This window comes from Streptomyces sp. NPDC034085, assembly GCF_055575555.1.
In genome coordinates this window covers 221,288-238,145 of sequence record NZ_JBVISL010000009.1, presented here as the reverse complement: position 1 = coordinate 238,145, position 16,858 = coordinate 221,288, and the positions used below count along the sequence as shown (strand labels likewise).

Annotated in this window: 14 protein-coding genes and 2 pseudogenes; 12 read left to right on the top strand and 4 right to left on the bottom strand. The window is 71.4% G+C overall.

The window, feature by feature from the left end; genetic code table 11:
* Window positions 1-24: 24 nt before the first annotated feature.
* The 3 genes and pseudogenes from ACZ501_RS27665 to ACZ501_RS27655 all read left to right on the top strand — a co-directional run bounded on the left by ACZ501_RS27665 (window position 25) and on the right by ACZ501_RS27655 (window position 2,554).
* A complete protein-coding gene (locus tag ACZ501_RS27665; protein ID WP_468799053.1) occupies window positions 25-708 on the top strand; it encodes an HAD family hydrolase in 684 nt (227 codons plus the stop codon).
* Window positions 709-849: 141 nt separating this feature from the next.
* A pseudogene (locus tag ACZ501_RS27660) lies at window positions 850-1,898 on the top strand (IS701 family transposase).
* A gap of 125 nt (window positions 1,899-2,023) precedes the next feature.
* On the top strand, window positions 2,024-2,554 hold the full coding sequence (locus ACZ501_RS27655) for a hypothetical protein (RefSeq protein ID WP_361606816.1): 531 nt from the start codon (window positions 2,024-2,026) through the stop codon (window positions 2,552-2,554).
* A 702-nt stretch (window positions 2,555-3,256) separates the two neighbouring features.
* Here the strand turns inward: ACZ501_RS27655 and ACZ501_RS27650 are convergent.
* Together ACZ501_RS27650 and ACZ501_RS27645 are read right to left on the bottom strand one after the other, a co-directional pair.
* Entirely contained in the window at window positions 3,257-3,439 is a 183-nt protein-coding gene (locus ACZ501_RS27650) for a hypothetical protein (protein WP_468799236.1), read from the bottom strand.
* Between the two features lie 474 nt (window positions 3,440-3,913).
* A complete protein-coding gene (locus ACZ501_RS27645; RefSeq protein ID WP_362456865.1) occupies window positions 3,914-4,411 on the bottom strand; it encodes an allene oxide cyclase barrel-like domain-containing protein in 498 nt (165 codons plus the stop codon).
* A 671-nt stretch (window positions 4,412-5,082) separates the two neighbouring features.
* Between ACZ501_RS27645 and ACZ501_RS27640 the strand changes: the two genes are divergently transcribed.
* From ACZ501_RS27640 to ACZ501_RS27620, 5 genes and pseudogenes are all read left to right on the top strand, one after another.
* Window positions 5,083-5,886: a helix-turn-helix transcriptional regulator gene (locus ACZ501_RS27640; protein WP_468799051.1), complete on the top strand. Its 804-nt coding sequence runs from the start codon at window positions 5,083-5,085 to the stop codon at window positions 5,884-5,886.
* A 47-nt stretch (window positions 5,887-5,933) separates the two neighbouring features.
* Entirely contained in the window at window positions 5,934-6,845 is a 912-nt protein-coding gene (locus ACZ501_RS27635) for a sterol desaturase family protein (RefSeq protein ID WP_362456860.1), read from the top strand.
* A gap of 97 nt (window positions 6,846-6,942) precedes the next feature.
* A complete protein-coding gene (locus ACZ501_RS27630) occupies window positions 6,943-8,778 on the top strand; it encodes an ABC transporter ATP-binding protein (protein WP_468799049.1) in 1,836 nt (611 codons plus the stop codon).
* On the top strand, window positions 8,775-10,487 hold the full coding sequence (locus ACZ501_RS27625; RefSeq protein ID WP_468799047.1) for an ABC transporter ATP-binding protein: 1,713 nt from the start codon (window positions 8,775-8,777) through the stop codon (window positions 10,485-10,487). Before ACZ501_RS27630 ends, ACZ501_RS27625 begins: the two co-directional genes overlap by 4 nt.
* A 410-nt stretch (window positions 10,488-10,897) precedes the next feature.
* Window positions 10,898-11,014: pseudogene (locus ACZ501_RS27620) on the top strand (IS21-like element helper ATPase IstB); the annotation flags it as partial.
* Between the two features lie 15 nt (window positions 11,015-11,029).
* On the opposite strand, the gene ACZ501_RS27615 reads toward ACZ501_RS27620, so the two are convergent.
* Window positions 11,030-11,686 (bottom strand): class I SAM-dependent methyltransferase, encoded by a 657-nt coding sequence (locus tag ACZ501_RS27615; RefSeq protein WP_468799045.1) that lies wholly within the window; start codon window positions 11,684-11,686, stop codon window positions 11,030-11,032.
* Window positions 11,687-11,888: 202 nt separating this feature from the next.
* Window positions 11,889-12,689 (bottom strand): hypothetical protein, encoded by an 801-nt coding sequence (locus ACZ501_RS27610; protein ID WP_468799043.1) that lies wholly within the window; start codon window positions 12,687-12,689, stop codon window positions 11,889-11,891.
* Between the two features lie 346 nt (window positions 12,690-13,035).
* On the opposite strand from ACZ501_RS27610, the gene ACZ501_RS27605 reads away from it, so the two are divergent.
* The 4 genes from ACZ501_RS27605 (at window position 13,036) to ACZ501_RS27590 (ending at window position 16,816) form a co-directional block, all read left to right on the top strand.
* Entirely contained in the window at window positions 13,036-13,455 is a 420-nt protein-coding gene (locus ACZ501_RS27605) for a hypothetical protein (RefSeq protein ID WP_468799041.1), read from the top strand.
* A gap of 495 nt (window positions 13,456-13,950) precedes the next feature.
* Window positions 13,951-14,490 (top strand): EF-hand domain-containing protein, encoded by a 540-nt coding sequence (locus ACZ501_RS27600; RefSeq protein WP_361602864.1) that lies wholly within the window; start codon window positions 13,951-13,953, stop codon window positions 14,488-14,490.
* A gap of 133 nt (window positions 14,491-14,623) precedes the next feature.
* Window positions 14,624-16,225 carry an NAD(P)/FAD-dependent oxidoreductase gene (locus tag ACZ501_RS27595; RefSeq protein ID WP_468799039.1) on the top strand — a complete coding sequence of 534 codons (1,602 nt, stop codon included), beginning with the start codon at window positions 14,624-14,626 and terminating at the stop codon, window positions 16,223-16,225.
* Window positions 16,226-16,486: 261 nt separating this feature from the next.
* Window positions 16,487-16,816, top strand: a complete 330-nt coding sequence (locus ACZ501_RS27590; protein ID WP_361602858.1) for an STAS domain-containing protein — start codon at window positions 16,487-16,489, stop codon at window positions 16,814-16,816.
* The last annotated feature ends 42 nt before the right edge of the window (window positions 16,817-16,858 follow it).

Genomic DNA, 16,858 nt, shown 5'->3' with positions numbered 1-16,858 from the left:
CTAGTACTCCACCAGCCGTAGATCGTGATCACGAGCGACAGGAGCTGGCGGCGGGTGGCCGGGGCCGCCCGTTTCGCTCAGGTGGAGTACCGCTACCGTCGGCGCATGCAGCCAAAGGTGATTTTCTTCGACCTCGGGGGCGTGGTCTGCCGGTTCCTTCCGCAACGGCGGCTCGACGCTCTCGGCGAGGTGTGCGGGACGAGCTCTGACCAAGTGAAAGACGTGCTCTACACGTCTGGGCTCATCAGGCGGTGGGACCTCGGGCACGACTCGTCCACGGAGATTCATCGCAGGATGACGAACGGGCTGGGGTACCAGGGGAGCCTTGCTGAGCTGCAAGAACTCTGGTGTCGCGCGTTCGAGCCGGATTCGCAGGTGCTGCAACTGATCGACGGGCTGCGCCCGCTGCACACGGCCCTGCTCACCGACAACGACCATCTGCTTCTGGACGCGCTCCCGCAGGTGCTCCCTGAAGTCGAGTCCCGCTTCGACTCCTTGCTCTTCTCCTGCCGACTCGGGGCGGCCAAGCCCGATCCAGTGGTGTTCACCCGGGCGCTCGACCTGATGGGTTGTGCTCCGGCTGAGGCCGTGTTCATCGACGACAAGGCCGCGAACGTCGCGGCCGCCCAGGAGCTGGGGATCACCGCGATCCAGTTCGGCGACGCCGCCGAACTCGGTACTGAACTGGGCATGCTCTTGGCGCGGTGAGCTCGCCGCGTCTCGATCCGGGCCGGCTTCGCCGGCACTGGCAGGGGAGGAAGTACGGCCACCGCTGATCATCGGTGTGTGAAGACTAACGATCTTGCGGTGGCCGCGGGTCACAGCGTAGTCCCTGCCCGGTGGCACGTGATGTTCGACCAGCTGATGGGCCGTGTCGCGGGACGGTTCACACGGGTCGAACCCAGGCGTCGTGCAACGGCGTTGGTGCTTGGCCTGCTCGCAGACCTGCCGAGGAAGAACCGCTGGACCCTGGCCGAGCACGCGGGCGACGCGAGCCCGGACGGCATGCAGCACCTGCTGCGCCGTGCGAAGTGGGACGCCGACTTGGTCCGCGACGACGTACGCGCCTCCGTGGTCGAGCACCTTGCCGACGACCAGGCGGTGCTCGTGGTCGACGAGACCGGCGACCTGAAGAAGGGAACCGCGACGGTCGGCGTGCAGCGGCAGTACACAGGCACGGCCGGGCGGATCGAGAACTCCCAGGTTGCCGTCTACCTGGTTTACTCCGCCGCTCGCGGGCATGCGGCGAGGCCCGCCCGATCGGCTACGTGCTGGCCGTCTCCAGCACTCACCAAGTCCTCACGCACGCGGGCAAGTTCCAGGCGAAGCCGCTGATCGCGCGAATCCCAAAGCTGGCCTGGCAGCGACTGTCCGCCGGAGCGGGCGCCAAGGGCGAGCGGCTCTACGACTGGGCCCAGGTCGACATCACTGGCCCTACCGGGCGGCCCGGGCACTGGTGGCTGCTGGTCCGCCGCAACCGGCGAAGTGGCGAACTCGCCTTCTACCGCTGCTTCTCACCCCACCCGGTCCCGCTGTCCGAGCTGGTCCAGGTGGCTGGACGACGCTGGACGGTGGAGGAGACCTTCCAGGCCGGCAAGGGCCTGGCGGGCCTGGACGAGCACCAGGTCCGCCGCTGGACCTCCTGGCACCGCTGGGTCACCCTGGCCATGCTCGCCCACGCGTTCCTGGCTGTCACCGCGGCCACCGAATGCCGAGACCATCCCTCACCCGACCACCTGATCCCCTTGACCGCCAATGAGATCCAGCACCTGTTCACCGTGCTGATCAGTCCGGTTCACGCCTTCCGGCACGGGCTCCGCTGGTCACAATGGCGACGCCGACACCAAGCCCGCGCCCGCACCTCGCACTACCGACGGCAAGCAGCCGCACGGCCATGAAGATCACGATCTACGGCTGGAGTACTAGAAGGTAGGACACCTCATGCAGTTAAGCCGTCAAGCGGAGTCCGGTCCTCGGCGGAAATCAGGTACTCACCGGGGACGAAGCCTGCGAGGCTGTGGGGGTGGCTGAGACAACCCCGTATGACGCCGACCGTGCCCGATTCACCCGCCAGGCGCTGGCCCGCCTCGTTCTGTGCGATCACGCAGCGGATGTCGCGGATGGCGCCACTGGTCTGGTCGCCACCGAGAACGACCCTGACACCGCTCCCGGGGGCCGGGTAAGCCAGGCATTCCAGCTCATCGAACTCGCGGAGCGCGCTCTGGCCTCGGCCATGATCTACGAACGCGAGCGAGGCAGCTCCTGGGCAGAGATCGCCCACTACCTGGGCATCAGTCCAGCAGAGGCGGAAGAGCGGTTCGCCGCGAACCTGGACGGCTGGACCACGGCCTTCGACGTCCCCTATCGGCTCGACGAGACCGGTCGAAAGCGCATACCGCAGCTGCCCACGGCAGCGTACGACCCGGCCTGGGCATGCGACCGGCTCGATACCTGGGCCAGGAACCGGCTCATTCTTGTCAACGACGAGCGCCCCGTCAGCTCGGGTCTCGTCATGGCTATGCCGGAGAAGGAAGTCCCGTCAGTGACCCGGTAGCGGCGTCTGCTGGGTAGGCGATCGCTTCGTCGAACAGACTGCGCGCGTGAAGGCAGTGGTGAAGCTGGCCGAGCATCCGATTGAACAGATGCCGCAGAGCCTGCATGTGCCAGTCCCCGCCTGCCCGGCAGCGACGGTAGTGGGCGTCCGCGCCGGCTGAACCACTCAGTGAGGCGAAGGCCCACAGGTGGCCGACGCCCCCTGCCGACGGACCCAGGCCGGGGTGGGCAAGCCTGGGTGCGGGGCGGCTTGCCCAGGCAAGCGCGGGTACGTCCTTCTCGGCACAGTTCGCTGCCGCAGCCATCGCCCCTGCCCGGCGAGCCGCACTCCAGCCCCGCCGCCACCGGCCTGGCCCTCACCGCCCTGGCGCAGCACGGCGCCGGCCCCCAGGACGCCGCTGTGGAGCGCGGCAGGCGCTTCCTCATCGAGACCCAGGACTCCCACGGCACATGGTGCGACCTCCCCGTCATGTACGGACCGCGTCCCTTCCTCACCGTCACCGGCACGCAGGTCCATGCCCTGGCCGCGAGAGGACTGCGCGACGCGGTCGCCGCCACCCGCCCCGGCGGACCCGCCCATGACCGGCTTTCACCCCCCGGTCCTCGAGCTGCTGACCGCCGTCCAGCCCGACGCCTGCATATTCGACTTGTCGGCATGGTCCCGCGCGAGGGTGTGCTCGGCGCTGTACCGGGCCAGGGGCAGCTACGCCTCGTCCGGGAGAACCGAGAGGACGAAGTAGCCGGCGGCGGCGAGCGCGTCCTTGGACCGACGCGGCAACTCCGTGTCCCGGGCGGGGCGCACGGCCGGTACTGCCAGGCACTCGACCACCTCGGTGAAGGATGCGGGCCTGAATCCCTTCGTGACGCGGGCGGCGCCCGATCTCATCGCACTGCCCGGGGTAGGCACCGTGACGGCTGGCCAACTGCTGATCACCGCAGGAGCCAACCCCCTCAAGAGGTTCGTCGCCCGCGAGGTCTCCAGGCATCTCAGCAGCACAGGCATCCTGAACACGGCGGGCTCGGGCGGAGCCGGATCATGACGCCGGCCGCAGGATCTCCAGCAACGCGGCCGGCAGACAGACACCGAGCTGGCGCTCGGCATCCGGAACGACCGCGTCGGTCAGCGGTGGCTGAACCCCCTACAGGCCCTCGCCCCAGAACATCGCCTTGACCTCATCAACCCGAGCCATGAACGCATCTTTTTGGACTTCGCAGCCCGGCTTGATGATCTGTAGGAGCGTCAGGGGCGAAGCTTGCCAGCGTGCTGGAGGAGCCGGAGCCGGCCTTCGTACGACCGGCTCCGATGGTGCGAGGCCAGGGGAGAAGGCCGGATTCCGGGGTTGTGCGACGTCCGGGTCCGTCAGACGAGGTGGATCGTGAAGCGCCTCACGACCTTGGGGGTCGTGGCGATCGTGTCGGCGTGGACCCAGCCGCGAGCCTTCTTGTACTCCCCGGTGCCGCCGGTGATCGCGTTGTCGAAGGGACCCTGGTCCAGGTAGTTGAAGTACACGCCCTGCACTGTGAGCTGGCCGCCCGGGAGGATGTAGGTCACGAGGCACTGCTCCGCTTCATCGGCGCCGCCCCGGGTGGTGGTGCAGGTGCCGTGGGTCTCGCCGACCTTGTTGTGGTCCTCGTCGAAGAGGTCCGAGCGGACGACGACTTCATCGCCCTGCGAGACGCTGCCGGGGGTGACGGGGAAGCGTGTGAGCTGCTGCACCTCGCCCAGGACCGTGATGACCCGGGTCTTGTCCCTGTCCTGGGCGGAACCGGTGTCCGTCGCGGCGGCCGCGACGGTGGTGCAGGCGAGGAGGGTGACCAGCGTGGCCGTGCCGATGCCGGCCGCTCTGATGGGGCGCATCATGCGACTCCTGAGGTTGATGTTCGGGAATGACCGGATAGCGAAATGCCATCCGATGTCGTTCGATTCCCTTCATAACCTCGACTCCGCCGCGCCGCGGAGCACCCCGGCACGAACCACCGGCACATCCAGCCGGTCGGACCAAAGTCAGGTGGGGAGCTCAGCACGAAGGCGAACGGCAGCTCCAGGCGGTGCCGGGCGATGAGCTCCTCGTCGGCGATGATCCCGCCCGTCGGCCCGTCGGCGGCGATGACGCCCTCGCCGAGGACGGCTCCAGGGCGTGCGGATGGTGCTCGCTCCCTCCGTATACTCCCGGTGTTCCGGCGGGGGCCGGTCCGTACGTGACCGTCGTCGGCTCTCGTGGGCGGACGCGGACGGGTGAAGGGGATCACGCGCGTGGGCTTGGCAAAGGACCTCGGCGGTCCGCATCGGTCCGTCGGGGTGGCTCGGCGCCCGCGGATCGGCGGGGGCGGTGGCGTCCCGCGTTCGCTCCGGGAGCCCGCGGGCCGCCGTGCGCGCGCCGCCGCGCGTGGTGGCGTACGGGTACCCGCCGGGGTCCTGCGGCCGGTCGGGGTTCCGGCGACCGCGCCGGAGCCCGTCACGGCCGGCCGGGTGGTGCCGCCCGTGTCCACGCCGGCGCGGCAGCCTTGAGCACGGGCACCCTGGGGTCCGTGGCGTCGTCCGGGGGCGGTGCCGACGCGTGGCGGGTCGAGGTCGATGCGGCGCCGGGCCGCCTGGTCGTGGCCGGGGTGATCGGCGAGGCCCGGGAGCACGCGCACGCCGCCGTACAGGTACTGGCGTGCGGGTCCGGCAGAGTGCTGCTGAGCGACGGGCGGGACGAACTGCCCGTACGAGCCGCCGTCATCCCCGCCGGGCACACGCATCGCGTGCGTCCGGCACCGGGGCCGCCGCCGATGGGGGTGATGGTCTACCTCGACGCGGACACCACCGCCGGACGCGCCCTGCACGACACCGCGGCCCGTGGTGGGGTGGCCGGCTGGGCCGCCGCGGCGTCCGTGTTCGCCGAGGCCGAGCCGCCGCCCGTCGCCGTGTCGGCGGCAGGTGTGCTGCGTGCGCTGGACAGGCTCGGCGCCGCTGCCCCCGGGCAGCCCCGGCATCCGGCCCTCGCGGCGGCGCTGGCGGCGCTGCCGGGCGCGGTGGCGGACGGACCGGTGCGGGTGGGCGAGGTCGCCGCCCGGGCCGGGGTGTCCGCGAGCCGGCTGGGGCACCTGTTCGCCGAGCAGTTGGGCTGGTCGTTCCCGGCGGCGGTGCGGTGGGCGCGGCTGCAGGCCGCGATCGTCTCGGTGCGTGGTGGGGCGAACGCCACCGAGGCCGCGCACGCCGCCGGGTTCTCGGACAGCGCCCACCTGACCCGTGTGTGCAAGGCCATGTTCGGCATCACCCCCTCCCAGGCCCTGGCCGCCGCCCACTGGACGCCGACGGCCGACGGCCCCGATACGCGGCGGGGCCGGTAGCGGATCCGTTCAAGCCCGCCGGGCACCGCGGCCGCGAGGCTGCCGGTATGCCCACAACGACCGCCGCGGCGCCCGCTGCCGCCCCCGCTCGCTTCCTGGTCCGGTACGCGTACGTGCCCTTCATGCTGCTCGGCGTCAACGGTGCCGCCATCTGGCTGGTGAGCGCCGGAGCCCCGAAACCCTGGCTGCTGGTGCTGTTGGCGTTCGCGGTGGGCTGCTCGTTCGCCGCCGAACGCGTGCTCCCGTACCTGCCCGCGTGGAACACCCCGCGCGGGGACGGCCGCCGCGACACCGTCCACGCGTTCGTCAACGAGGTGTTCACCCTGGCCGGACTCGCCGTCGTACCCGCGGCCGCCGCGCTCGCACCGGCCTCGGGGGCGTGGCCGGACAGCTGGCCGCTGTGGTGCCAGGTGCTGCTCGCCGTCGCCGTCGCCGACGTCGGCATCACCCTCGTACACCGCGCCAGCCACCACGTCGGCTGGCTGTGGCGGCTGCACGCCGTCCACCACAGCGTCACGCGCTTCTACGGCTTCAACGGTCTGATGAAGCACCCCCTCCACCAGAGCCTCGAGACCCTCGGGGGCGTCACCCCGCTGCTGCTGCTCGGCATGCCCCTCGACGTCGCCTCCGTCCTGGCCTTCGCCGTCGCCGTCCAGCTACTGCTCCAGCACTCCAACGCCGATTACCGCACCGGGCCGCTCACCAAGGTCCTCGCCCTCAACCAGGGCCACCGGTTCCACCACCTGAAATGGGCCGGCATCGGAGACGTCAACTTCGGCCTGTTCACCCTCGTCTGGGACCACGCGATGCGCACCTACACCTACGACCCGGACCGGCGGTTCACCTCCGAGGACCTGGGCATGGCCGCCAAGCCCGACTACCCGGTCTCCTACCTCGCCCAGCTCGCCGAACCGTTCCGGCCCGACCGGCCGAAAACAGGCACGCCCGGGCGTCCTTGATCACGCATGTGGCCACCGCCACTCCCCCACCCATCCCCATGACCGCGGGCCCCGTTCCGGGCCCGGTCGCGGCGGGATCGACGAAGACAGGAGGAGCATGACCACCACCGACCTCACCGAGGCCAGGGAGCGCTCCGCACCACCGCCCGCTGCCGATCGCGCGGCGGAAGAGAGCACGACGGGGCTGCTGCGCCCCCACTACGCGAGTTTCGCCGCCGTGGTGACATTGCAGGTCATCGGCGCCCTCGCCGGTCTGATGCCGCTGCTGGCCGTCGTCGAGCTGGGGCGCACCCTCTTGGCACCCGGCCCGGTCGACGCCGGCCATGTCCGGATCGTCGTGATCGAGGGTGCCGCGGGCCTGTTCCTCCGGCTTCTGTTCACGGCCGCCTCGTCAGGACTGGGACACGTCGTGGACGGCCAGGTGCAACTGACGCTCCGCCGGCGACTGGCCGCGCGGCTCGGGCGGGTGCCGATCGGCTGGTTCTCCCGGCGCCGGACCGGTGAGCTGGCCAAGGTGGTGGGGGACGACGTCAGCGCCGTGCACCCGTTCATCGCCCACGCCCCCGGGGAGCTGGTTTCCGCCTTCGTGGTTCCTCTGGCGTCGCTGGTCTACCTGTTCACCGTCGACTGGCGGCTCACGCTGATCACGCTGATACCGGTCGTGCTGGCCGTGGCGCTGGTCCCCCTGATGATGACCCCGGCCCGGTTGCGCGAGCAGGAGGAGTTCGACGCGGCCATGGGACGGATCTCGAGTTCCGTCGTCGAGTTCGTCCAGGGCATCGCGGTGGTGAAGGCGTTCGGGGCGTCGGGGCGCGCCCACCGTCGGTTCCTCACGGCCGTGGACGATTTCGTCGGCAGCTTCCTCGGGATGGTGCGCGGGCTCGCCGGCGTCGCCGCCGCCATGCAGGTGGTGCTGTCGCCGCCGTTCGTACTGTCGGTCGTCCTGATCGGCGGTACCGCTCTGATCACCACCGGTGGCATGGCTCCGGCCGACCTGCTGCCCTTCCTGCTGCTCGGACTGGGCCTGACCGCTCCGGTGGCGGCCCTCGGCCACGGGTTCGACGACATGCAGGCGGCCCGCCGCGCCATCGGCCGGATCCGGGAGGTGCTCGCGGTGCGGCCGCTGCCCGAGCCCGCGCACCCGGTGGCGCCGCGGGGTCACCGGGTGGAACTGCGGGGCGTCCGGTTCGGCTACGACGCCGATCGCGAGGTCCTGCGCGGCGTCGACCTGGTACTCGAACCGGGGACGACCACCGCGATCGTGGGGCCGTCGGGGAGCGGGAAGTCCACGCTGGTGCAGCTGTTGCCGCGGTTCTTCGACCCGACCCACGGCTCGGTGACCCTGGGCGGTGTGGATCTGCGCGAGCTCGGCAGCCGGGAGCTCTACCGGACGGTCTCCTTCGTCTTCCAGGACGTCCGCCTGCTGCGTGCATCGGTCGCGGACAACATCGCCCTGGCGGTACCGCACGCCGACCTCGACGACGTGGTGCGCGCCGCCCGACTGGCGAACATCCACGACCGGATCCTCGAGCTGCCCCGCGGATACCGGTCGGTGGTCGGTGAGGACGCCGGTCTGTCGGGTGGCGAGGCACAGCGGATCGCGCTCGCACGCGCACTGCTCGCCGACGCGCCCGTCCTCGTGCTCGACGAGGCGACCGCCTTCGCGGACCCGCAGACCGAACAGGCGGTGCGCCGGGCACTGGCGACGCTGGGGGGTGACCGGACGGTCCTAGTCATCGCCCATCGCCTGGAGACGATCGCCGACGCCGACACCGTCGTGATGCTGGACGAAGGACTGGTCGTCGAACAGGGCAGACCGGCCGATCTGCTGGCGCGCCCCGGAAGGTTCGCCGCGTTCTGGTCCCGGCGGACGACGACGGCCGACCAGGTCGCGACGCCGGATGACGTACCTCGAGGAGGCGGGCCCCGATGATCCGAATGCTGCTGCGCGTGCTGGGCCGCGAATACGCCCGGCCGGTGCGTCGCACCGTGGCCCTGATGAGCGCGACCGCGGTGGTCGAGGGCCTGTCCTACGCCCTGCTGGTTCCCGTACTGCGGGCCCTTTTCGGCAGCACGCCCGAAGACGCCCGGCTCTGGCTGATCGCGTTCGGGACCGCGGTCGCGGGCTACGCGGTACTGCGGTACGTCAGCGACCGGTCCGGTTTCCATGCCGGAGCCACGCTGTTGCGCGGCACGTACCACCGTCTCGGCGATCATCTGGCACGACTGCCCCTGGGCTGGTACGAAGCGGGCCGCCTCGGAGAGGTGTCCGTCCTGGCCGGCCGCGGCGTCCTCCAGGCGATGAGCGCGATCGCGCACCTGCTGGGCCCGTTCATCTCCGCCTGCGTGACCCCCCTGACGATCGTCGTCGTGATGCTGGCCTTCAACTGGCAGATCGGTCTGGCCGCGGCGGCCGCCGTACCGATCGTGGCGGTGATCCAGATCCGGACCGGCCGCTCGATGGCCGCCGCCGACGCCGAGCGGCACGCACGTGACCACGAGGCCACCGGGCGGGTCATCGAGTACCTCCAGGCCCAGCCGGTGCTGCGCGCCGGAGGCCGGACCGTCGAACGCTTCAGGCTGCTCGACGACTCGCTGCGGGACGTCGAGCGCGCGTCCCGGCGCTCCGCGCTGTCGGCGCTGCCCGGCGTGGTGGGGTTGACGCTCACGGTGCAGACGGCGTTCACCGTGGTGCTGGCCCTGGGCGCCTACCTCGCGCTCGGCGGGGACATCGGTGCGGCGGAGGTCCTGTCGCTCCTGGTGCTGGCCGCCCGCTGCGCGGATCCGTTGCTGGCCCTGGCCGACCTCGGCGGCCGGATGCGCGGCGCACGTCACGAGCTGGAGAGGCTCGACGCGGTGTTGCGTACCGAGCCACTGCCGGAAGCCGCAGAACCGGTCCAGCCGGTACGGCACGACGTGGAGTTCGAGTCCGTCTCCTTCCGGCGCGGCGACCGGACGGTGATCGACCACCTGTCGTTGTCGTTGCCGCAGGGACAACGGCTGGCCGTGGTCGGACCCTCGGGTTCCGGCAAGAGCACGTTCCTGCAGCTGCTCGCGAGGTTCTACGACGTGGACGCGGGGGCCGTGCGCGTGGGCGGTGTGGACGTACGTGCGGTCGACCCGCAGGTGTTGGCGGCGCAGTTCGCCATCGTCTTCCAGGACGTCTATCTCTTCGACGGCACGATCGAGGAGAACGTGCGTCTGGGCCGCCCTGACGCGGACGACGCCGAGGTACGGGCGGCAGCGACGGCGGCGCGGTTGGACGAGGTGATCGAGCGCCTGCCGGGTGGATGGTCCACGCGGGTCGGCGAGGGCGGGGCGCTGCTCTCGGGCGGGGAGCGCCAGCGCGTCTCGATCGCGCGGGCACTGCTGAAGGACGCGCCCGTCGTGCTGCTGGACGAGGTGACCTCGGCGCTGGACCCGGTGAACGAGGCCGCCGTCCACGAGGGCATCGAACGCCTGATGGCCGGCCGGACGGTGGTGATGGTCGCGCACCGGATGCGGACCGTCCATCGGGCCGATCGCGTCGTCTTCCTGGACGGCGGCCGGATCGTGGAGGAAGGCAGCCACGACGAACTGCTGAGCCTCGGCGGCCGCTACGCCGCTTTCTGGAACGCATCCCTGGCTCCGGGCGGCGCGTAACGAACCGGACCACGGCGGTCGGACCGTGCCGACGGCCCTGCCGGAGCAGGTCCGTCGGCCCCGCGCGGGCTGGAAGACGCCGACCGTGCCCGAGCGGGCCACCGCCCCGTACGCGGTCCCGCCGCCCGGCCCCGACTGGCCGGACTCCGACGCCATCAGCGCGCCGTCCACGCCCTCCTGCGGGGGCCGGCCGTGCCGCAAGGCAGCAGGCCGCCCGGCGGGCCGCCCACCCGCTCCGCGCCGGCGCGGCCCGGCCGCGGGGGCGGGCCGGGTTCGTCCGGCTCCGCCCGTGCGTCACCTACCGGGTCCGGAACGGACCGCGCACCCGGCAGCCGCCTGCTGCCGGGTGCGCGGGCTCGGCCGGCTCGACGGGCCCCGCATGCACGATCGCCCGCTACGGCCGCGTTGAGCTCTGCGCTGCCATCGTCGACCGTCTCGCCTTCGGCTGCGAGATCATCGAGACCGGCACCGACTCCTATCGCCTCGCGACCGCCCGCGCCCGCGCCGCCGAAGACGCCGCGGGCTGACCGTGCCTCAGCCCCTCACACGTCGGCGATCAGGGCATACCGTTCATCGTCCACCGGACCACCCCACAGATCGGGATCGCTGCTGAGCGGCTCAATTCGCACAGCGGCAACAAGAGGGCGCACGGCCGCAGCAAGGTCCTCGGCGCTGATTCCGCCGTTCCACGGCAGCGATTCAGCGCCGGCCACATACGGGACGCCCGTCTGGCCTGCCTCACGCCACCGCCCCTCGACCAGTACCAGCCGGCCTCCCGGCCGCAAGCGGGTCACCCACTCGCGCAAGGCGGCCTCCGGATCGGGCAGCGTCCACACCAGGTGGCGCGACAGCACGACATCGAACCGCTGTTCCCCGGTCGGGGGCATCATGGCGTCACCGACCAGGAAACGGCCGGCAAGGCCGGCGGTCTCGAACTTCGTGCGCGCCTGCTCAACCATGCGCGGCGCCAGGTCGACCCCGGTCGGCCGGTGTCCGGCCTCGGCCAACAACAAGGACACTGATCCGGTGCCGCAGCCGATGTCGAGAACGTCGACTGGATCGGTCGGCATCAAGGAGTGCAGGAGCCGGGTCCACGCAGCGCGTGTGTTGTCAGCCCTCAGCCCGTGGTCGGGCTCGTCGTCGAAGGCGGCTGCGGCGGCATCCCAGTAGGCTGTGATCGAAGCAGTGCGGTCAGTCATGACTCGATGTTCTCAGCAGCCACTGACACTCCAGACGCCCGGCAGCGGCGTCAGTTCTCACCGACGTTCTCCGGCGCGGGGGCTCAACACGCGCGAACCGCCCGCGATGCGGCGTCATCAGGCCCGCGAATGCGGCGGCGGCAGGTCTGCGCCGTGACCTGCGGCCACCGTTGCCGTCGGCGGCAGGGTTCGGTCAGCCGCTCTACCCGTAGTTCATGAACCAGTGAGTGTCGAAAAAGCGGGCCATCGTGAACGGGTGGTGCGGGTCGATGAGGATGCGGCAGACGAACTCAGCGGCTTGGCAGTCGAAGGGGACGTCCTCACCGTCGAAGGACCGGACCACGACAGGCCAGCGGTCGGGGTCGCCGTCGTCGGCCCTCCAGCAATACAGGTTCTCGTGCTCCGTGCCTGCCCAGATGAGCAGGCCGTCTTCCATGAGGTCCGTCCACGGCTCCTGGTTCAGATCCAGGAATCCGTCGAAGGCGCCCTTGCCGAACGTCTCGACCATGCGCTTGTAGTCGCTCGGCAGCGCCGTACCCAGGCGGGACTGCATCTCCACCCAGTCCATGTCCGGCCGCTGGTCGGACTGCGTCCAGCCGGTGATCAGTCTGAGCCGCTCCATCCAGTCGATGTCCTCGTCCTCATCCTCGTCCGGAGCGACACCCAAGGGTTCGGGCACCTCTCGGCCGGCGATTACCAGCACCGACCGCTCGGTCCCTTCGGCATCCCGCGCCATCCCCGTGCCGACCCACTGATCCCCGTATGCCCACGCCCGTAGCGTCACGGCGCGGTCCTCGAAGGGGACGAGGAGGGCCGCGCCCCTGGACTCGTCGACCGTCGGATCGGTGAAGCCATCGAGGACGAGGGTGCGCGGGATGCCGTACCTGCCTGCGAGTAGGTCGGTCAGTTCCTGCGGGTCCAGATCGCCGGGCAGGTACATATAGCTGTCCCCCGGGCCGAGTCGGGCCAACAGGTCGCTGACGACCGCTTGCGTGAGCTCCATGGCGGACAGTGAAGCGCACCGCACTGACAATGCGGCTCATCAGGTCCAGACCGTGGCCCAAGGCAGCAGAGCGGCCACCTGGTCCGGGTGGACGTCGGGGAACTCGCAGTCCCCGGCGAGGCGGACCAGCAGACCCGAGCCGGCGAGGTGACCGACCGTCGCCGCGGTCGTCGAATATCTGTGCCGACTTCCGGAATCCCGGGTTACGGTTCGAGTCTGTACGACCTCGGAGGGGGACCCGAGAACGGCGAGATCGTCGCGGCCATGAGCAATGGCGAACTCGGCTCCTTCATGAGCTGGCAGGAACGCCGATCATGCCGTAGCAGGTCAGAAGGAGAACAGAGCAGTGATCCGCACTCAGTACTACGTTACAAACCCATTCAGGGCGCCGTTCTTCTCCGGCCCTGACGAGCTGAGTGTCCTGGGGCAGTGGGTGACGGCCGACATCCAGCTCTCGCCGCTGTGCATCCTGGAGGCGATCGACCTGGTGACCGAGGCGAAGGCCAACCCGGGATTCGCGCCGGAGGATCTGGACGGAAACGCGCACACCGCCACCATCAGCTCGCAGGGCGTGAGAGTGGAGAACCACTTCGTCGAGCATGTTCAGGGTGCATTCACCCTTGACGACGCGTTCCGGGTGCTGGTCGACTTCTGGGACTACTGCTGCCAGGCGCATCCTGAAGAGGTCGACGCTCGCCGACGTGAGTACGCCGGGGAGCACGGCCGCGACCCGCTGGCCGGAATCCGTGACTACCTCGACGCATAACGCCCCCTCGTTTCCGGTGGCCGCCTGGCGGGCTGAGCAGGAAGTCGCGGGTCACGTCCTCCGTGTAGGCGGCGTCCCTGATCGCCTCGACGTGCCGGAGAGGCTGGCGGCCGGGAGGGGTGGCGTCGCCGACGGAGCACATGGCCTCCGCGTCGACGCGGGAGAACTCCCGCTGTGGCTCCGGCAGCGCGCGCAGCCGGTTGGCGCGCTGTCTGCCGGGCGCGACGGCCTGGGAGCAGGCCGGGGAGTGCGGGTCGGCGGCGGGCTGGAGGGTGCGTCCGGCGCAGTCGGAGCACGGGCGGGGGTGCCGGTGATGCGGCGGGCGGAGTCGGCGTGCAGATGGGGGCCCGCGCCTCGGAACCCGGCGCGGTGGCGGGCTTCGTCACCCGAATGCGTACCAGGCCCGCTCCTTCGGTGCGGCGGGGCCGGGGCGTGTGGTTTCCTGGGGCCGCCTCGCACTGTAGCGAGACGACTACTCCCAGTGAAGGGGATGCTGTGAGCGTTCTGGACATCAAGCTGGAGCGGGCGTTCGACGTCTTCGACTCGGACCGCGACGGGCGGCTCGAGAAGTCGGACGTCATCGGCCTCTCGGACAAGCTCGCCGAATCACTCGGCTACGCCCCGGACGCCGTGGCCGGACTCCGGGACTCCCTGGCGCAGTTGTGGGACACCGTCTTCGAGAAGATGGACAAGGACCACGACGGGGGCGTCGACCGGCAGGAGTTCAGGTCGGCGTTCCGGGCGCGGATCGTCACGGACCAGAACCGGATCTGGGACCGCATCAGGACCATGAGCAACGCCTGGACCGAGCTCGGTGACCGCGACGGCGACGGCATGCTGAGCCGCGAGGAGTACACCTCCCTGCTCCACGGCATGTTCCGCCTGCCCCGCGAGACCTTCGAGGAGGCCTTCAACCGGCTGGACGTCGACGGCGACGGGCAGCTGAGCCGTGACGAGATCAGCTCCGCGATGAAGGAGTACTACACGAGCGAGAACCACGCGGCCCGCGGCAACCAGTTCTTCGGCCGCCTCTGAGCGGCGGGCGGGGGCGCCTCCCCGCCCCCGCTGCCCCGCCCGCCCCGGCGGCACGCGGGGCCGATCCGTATCGCGTTCCCGCTCGTTGACGGAGCGGGCGAAGCCGCCCCGACACCCACTGGAGGACCTCTTGATGGCCGATGCCGCACTGCCGGTGATCGTTCTCTCCGACCCCGATCCGCTCCGCCGGCACGAGACGGCCGAGCTGGTGCAGAGCTGGTACCGGACGTCGTTCCGCGTGCTGCAGGTCGCGGGACCGGCGGAGGTGGTCCGGGCGCTGAGGTCGCTGGCCCACCGCAAGGTGCCCGTCGCAGCCGTGCTCGCCGACGAAGCCCCCGACCCGGGTGCCGCGCCCCCCGGCGTACGCTGGCTGCCGCTGGCCCGCTCTTGTGACGCCGTGTCCCAGGGGGCCGGCGGGGTCGCCGCCCGGAGCGACGACGGCCCGGCCGAGCACCTCAGGGGCGCGCTCGACGACTCCTTGTGCACCTGGAACGCCGACTGCCACGGGGACCTGCCGACCGCCGAAGTGCGCGGCAGCCGCTTCTCACCCGCCGCCTACGCGGTCCGCGACTTCCTCGGCCGCAGTGGCGTGATCTTCCGCTGGCTGCCCGACGAGGACGTGCGCGACGCCCCGGTGACCGTCCGGCTCGGCGACGGCACCGAAATGGCGGACCCCTCGATCAGCGAGCTGGCCGAGCGGCTCGGGCTCATCCGGCCGGCCGAGCGGGCCCACTACGACGTCGCGGTGATCGGCGGCGGCCCCGGGGGCCTGTCCGCGGCCGTGTACGCCGCCGCCGAAGGCATGAGCGTGGTCGTCATCGAGGACGACGCGCCCGGCGGCCAGGCGGGAACGACCTCGCGGATCGAGAACTACCTCGGGTTCCCCGTGGGCCTCACGGGTGGCGACCTCGCCCAGCGTGCCCTCCAACAGGCCCGCCGGGCCCGCGTCGAATGGCAGCCCACGCGGGTGGCCAGCGGCGTGACCCCGACCGCGGCGGGCGGGCACACCGTCGAGTTCGTCAAGGCGGGCACCGACGAGAGCGCCTCGGTGACCGCGGCCGCCGTGGTGGTCGCCACCGGCGTGGACTGGAACCGCCTGACGGCTCCCGGCGTCGACCGCCTCCTCAACTCCGGCGTGTACTACGGGTCGTGCCTGTCCGACGCCCCCTCCACCGCCGGGGAGGACGTGTTCATGGTGGGCGCGGGCAACTCCGCCGGACAGGCCGCCCTCTACTTCGCGCGCTACGCCCGCTCCGTCACCCTGCTGGTACGGGGCACCGACCTCGGCGCCTCGATGTCGAGCTACCTGGTGCAGCGCATCGAGCGGACCCCGGGCCTGCGGGTCCTGCTGGGCACCGAGGTCGCCGAGTGCCTCGGCGAGAGCACCCTCAGCGCCCTCAGGCTGCGGGACCGCGACGGCGGCGAGCGCACCGTTGCCGCGCACTGCCTGTACGTGCTGATCGGCGGCCGGCCGTCGACCGAGTGGCTCGGCGGCGCGCTGAGGCTCGACGAGCGCGGGTACGTGCTGACCGGCAGCGGTGGAGCCGGCCCGGACGCGCTGCCGATGGAGACCAGCGTGCCCGGCGTGTTCGCCGTGGGCGACGTACGCTCCGGATCCGTCAAGCGCGTCGGTGCCGCCGTGGGCGAAGGCGCCGCGGTCGCCCAGTCCCTGGTCGAGTACCGTCGGCGCCACCCCGACCGCTTCCAGGACGCGCGGGCGTCCTGCGGCTTCTGACCCTTCGCGGGCAGCCGGCGCACCGCGTGCGAGTACACCCCGCACAGCGGCGACCGCGAGCGGCTCTAGGCCGCGCCGTAGCACGCCCGGACCGGTCCGGGGGGCAGCTCGCGGCTGCCCGCCCCGGGGCGTACGGCCCTGGCCACCGTAGTGCCGCGACACCGCGGGGGAACCACCCGCCGCCGCCGGCTGGTTGTGGAATGCCGGCCGTGGGCATCCTGGGGAGGGGCCGGACCGGCGGCGGATGCGGGGGTGGGGCTGGTGGAGCAGCGGGTCGAGGTCCTGTCCGACCAGCGCGGTGTGCGGGTCATCATCTGCTCCGGTGAGTTCGACCAGGGCACCCTCGGGCCTCTGCGGGCGGCCGCGGAGGCCGCGGTGGGTGATGCGGCCGTGCGGTGGATCGCGCTGGACGTCACCGGCGTGGAGTTCGCGGACTCCACCCTTCTCAACCTGCTCCTGTGGCTGCTGCGTACGGGGCGTCTGGTCCTCATCGGTCCCACTCCGCACCGCCTGAACCGGGTGTTCGACCTGACCCAGGCCGGTGACCTCTTCCGGGTCGTGGACAGCGTGGAGGAGGCGCGCCTGCTGTAGCCGCGGCGCGGGGGCCGGCGGCGCGGCCGCGGGGTGTTCCGG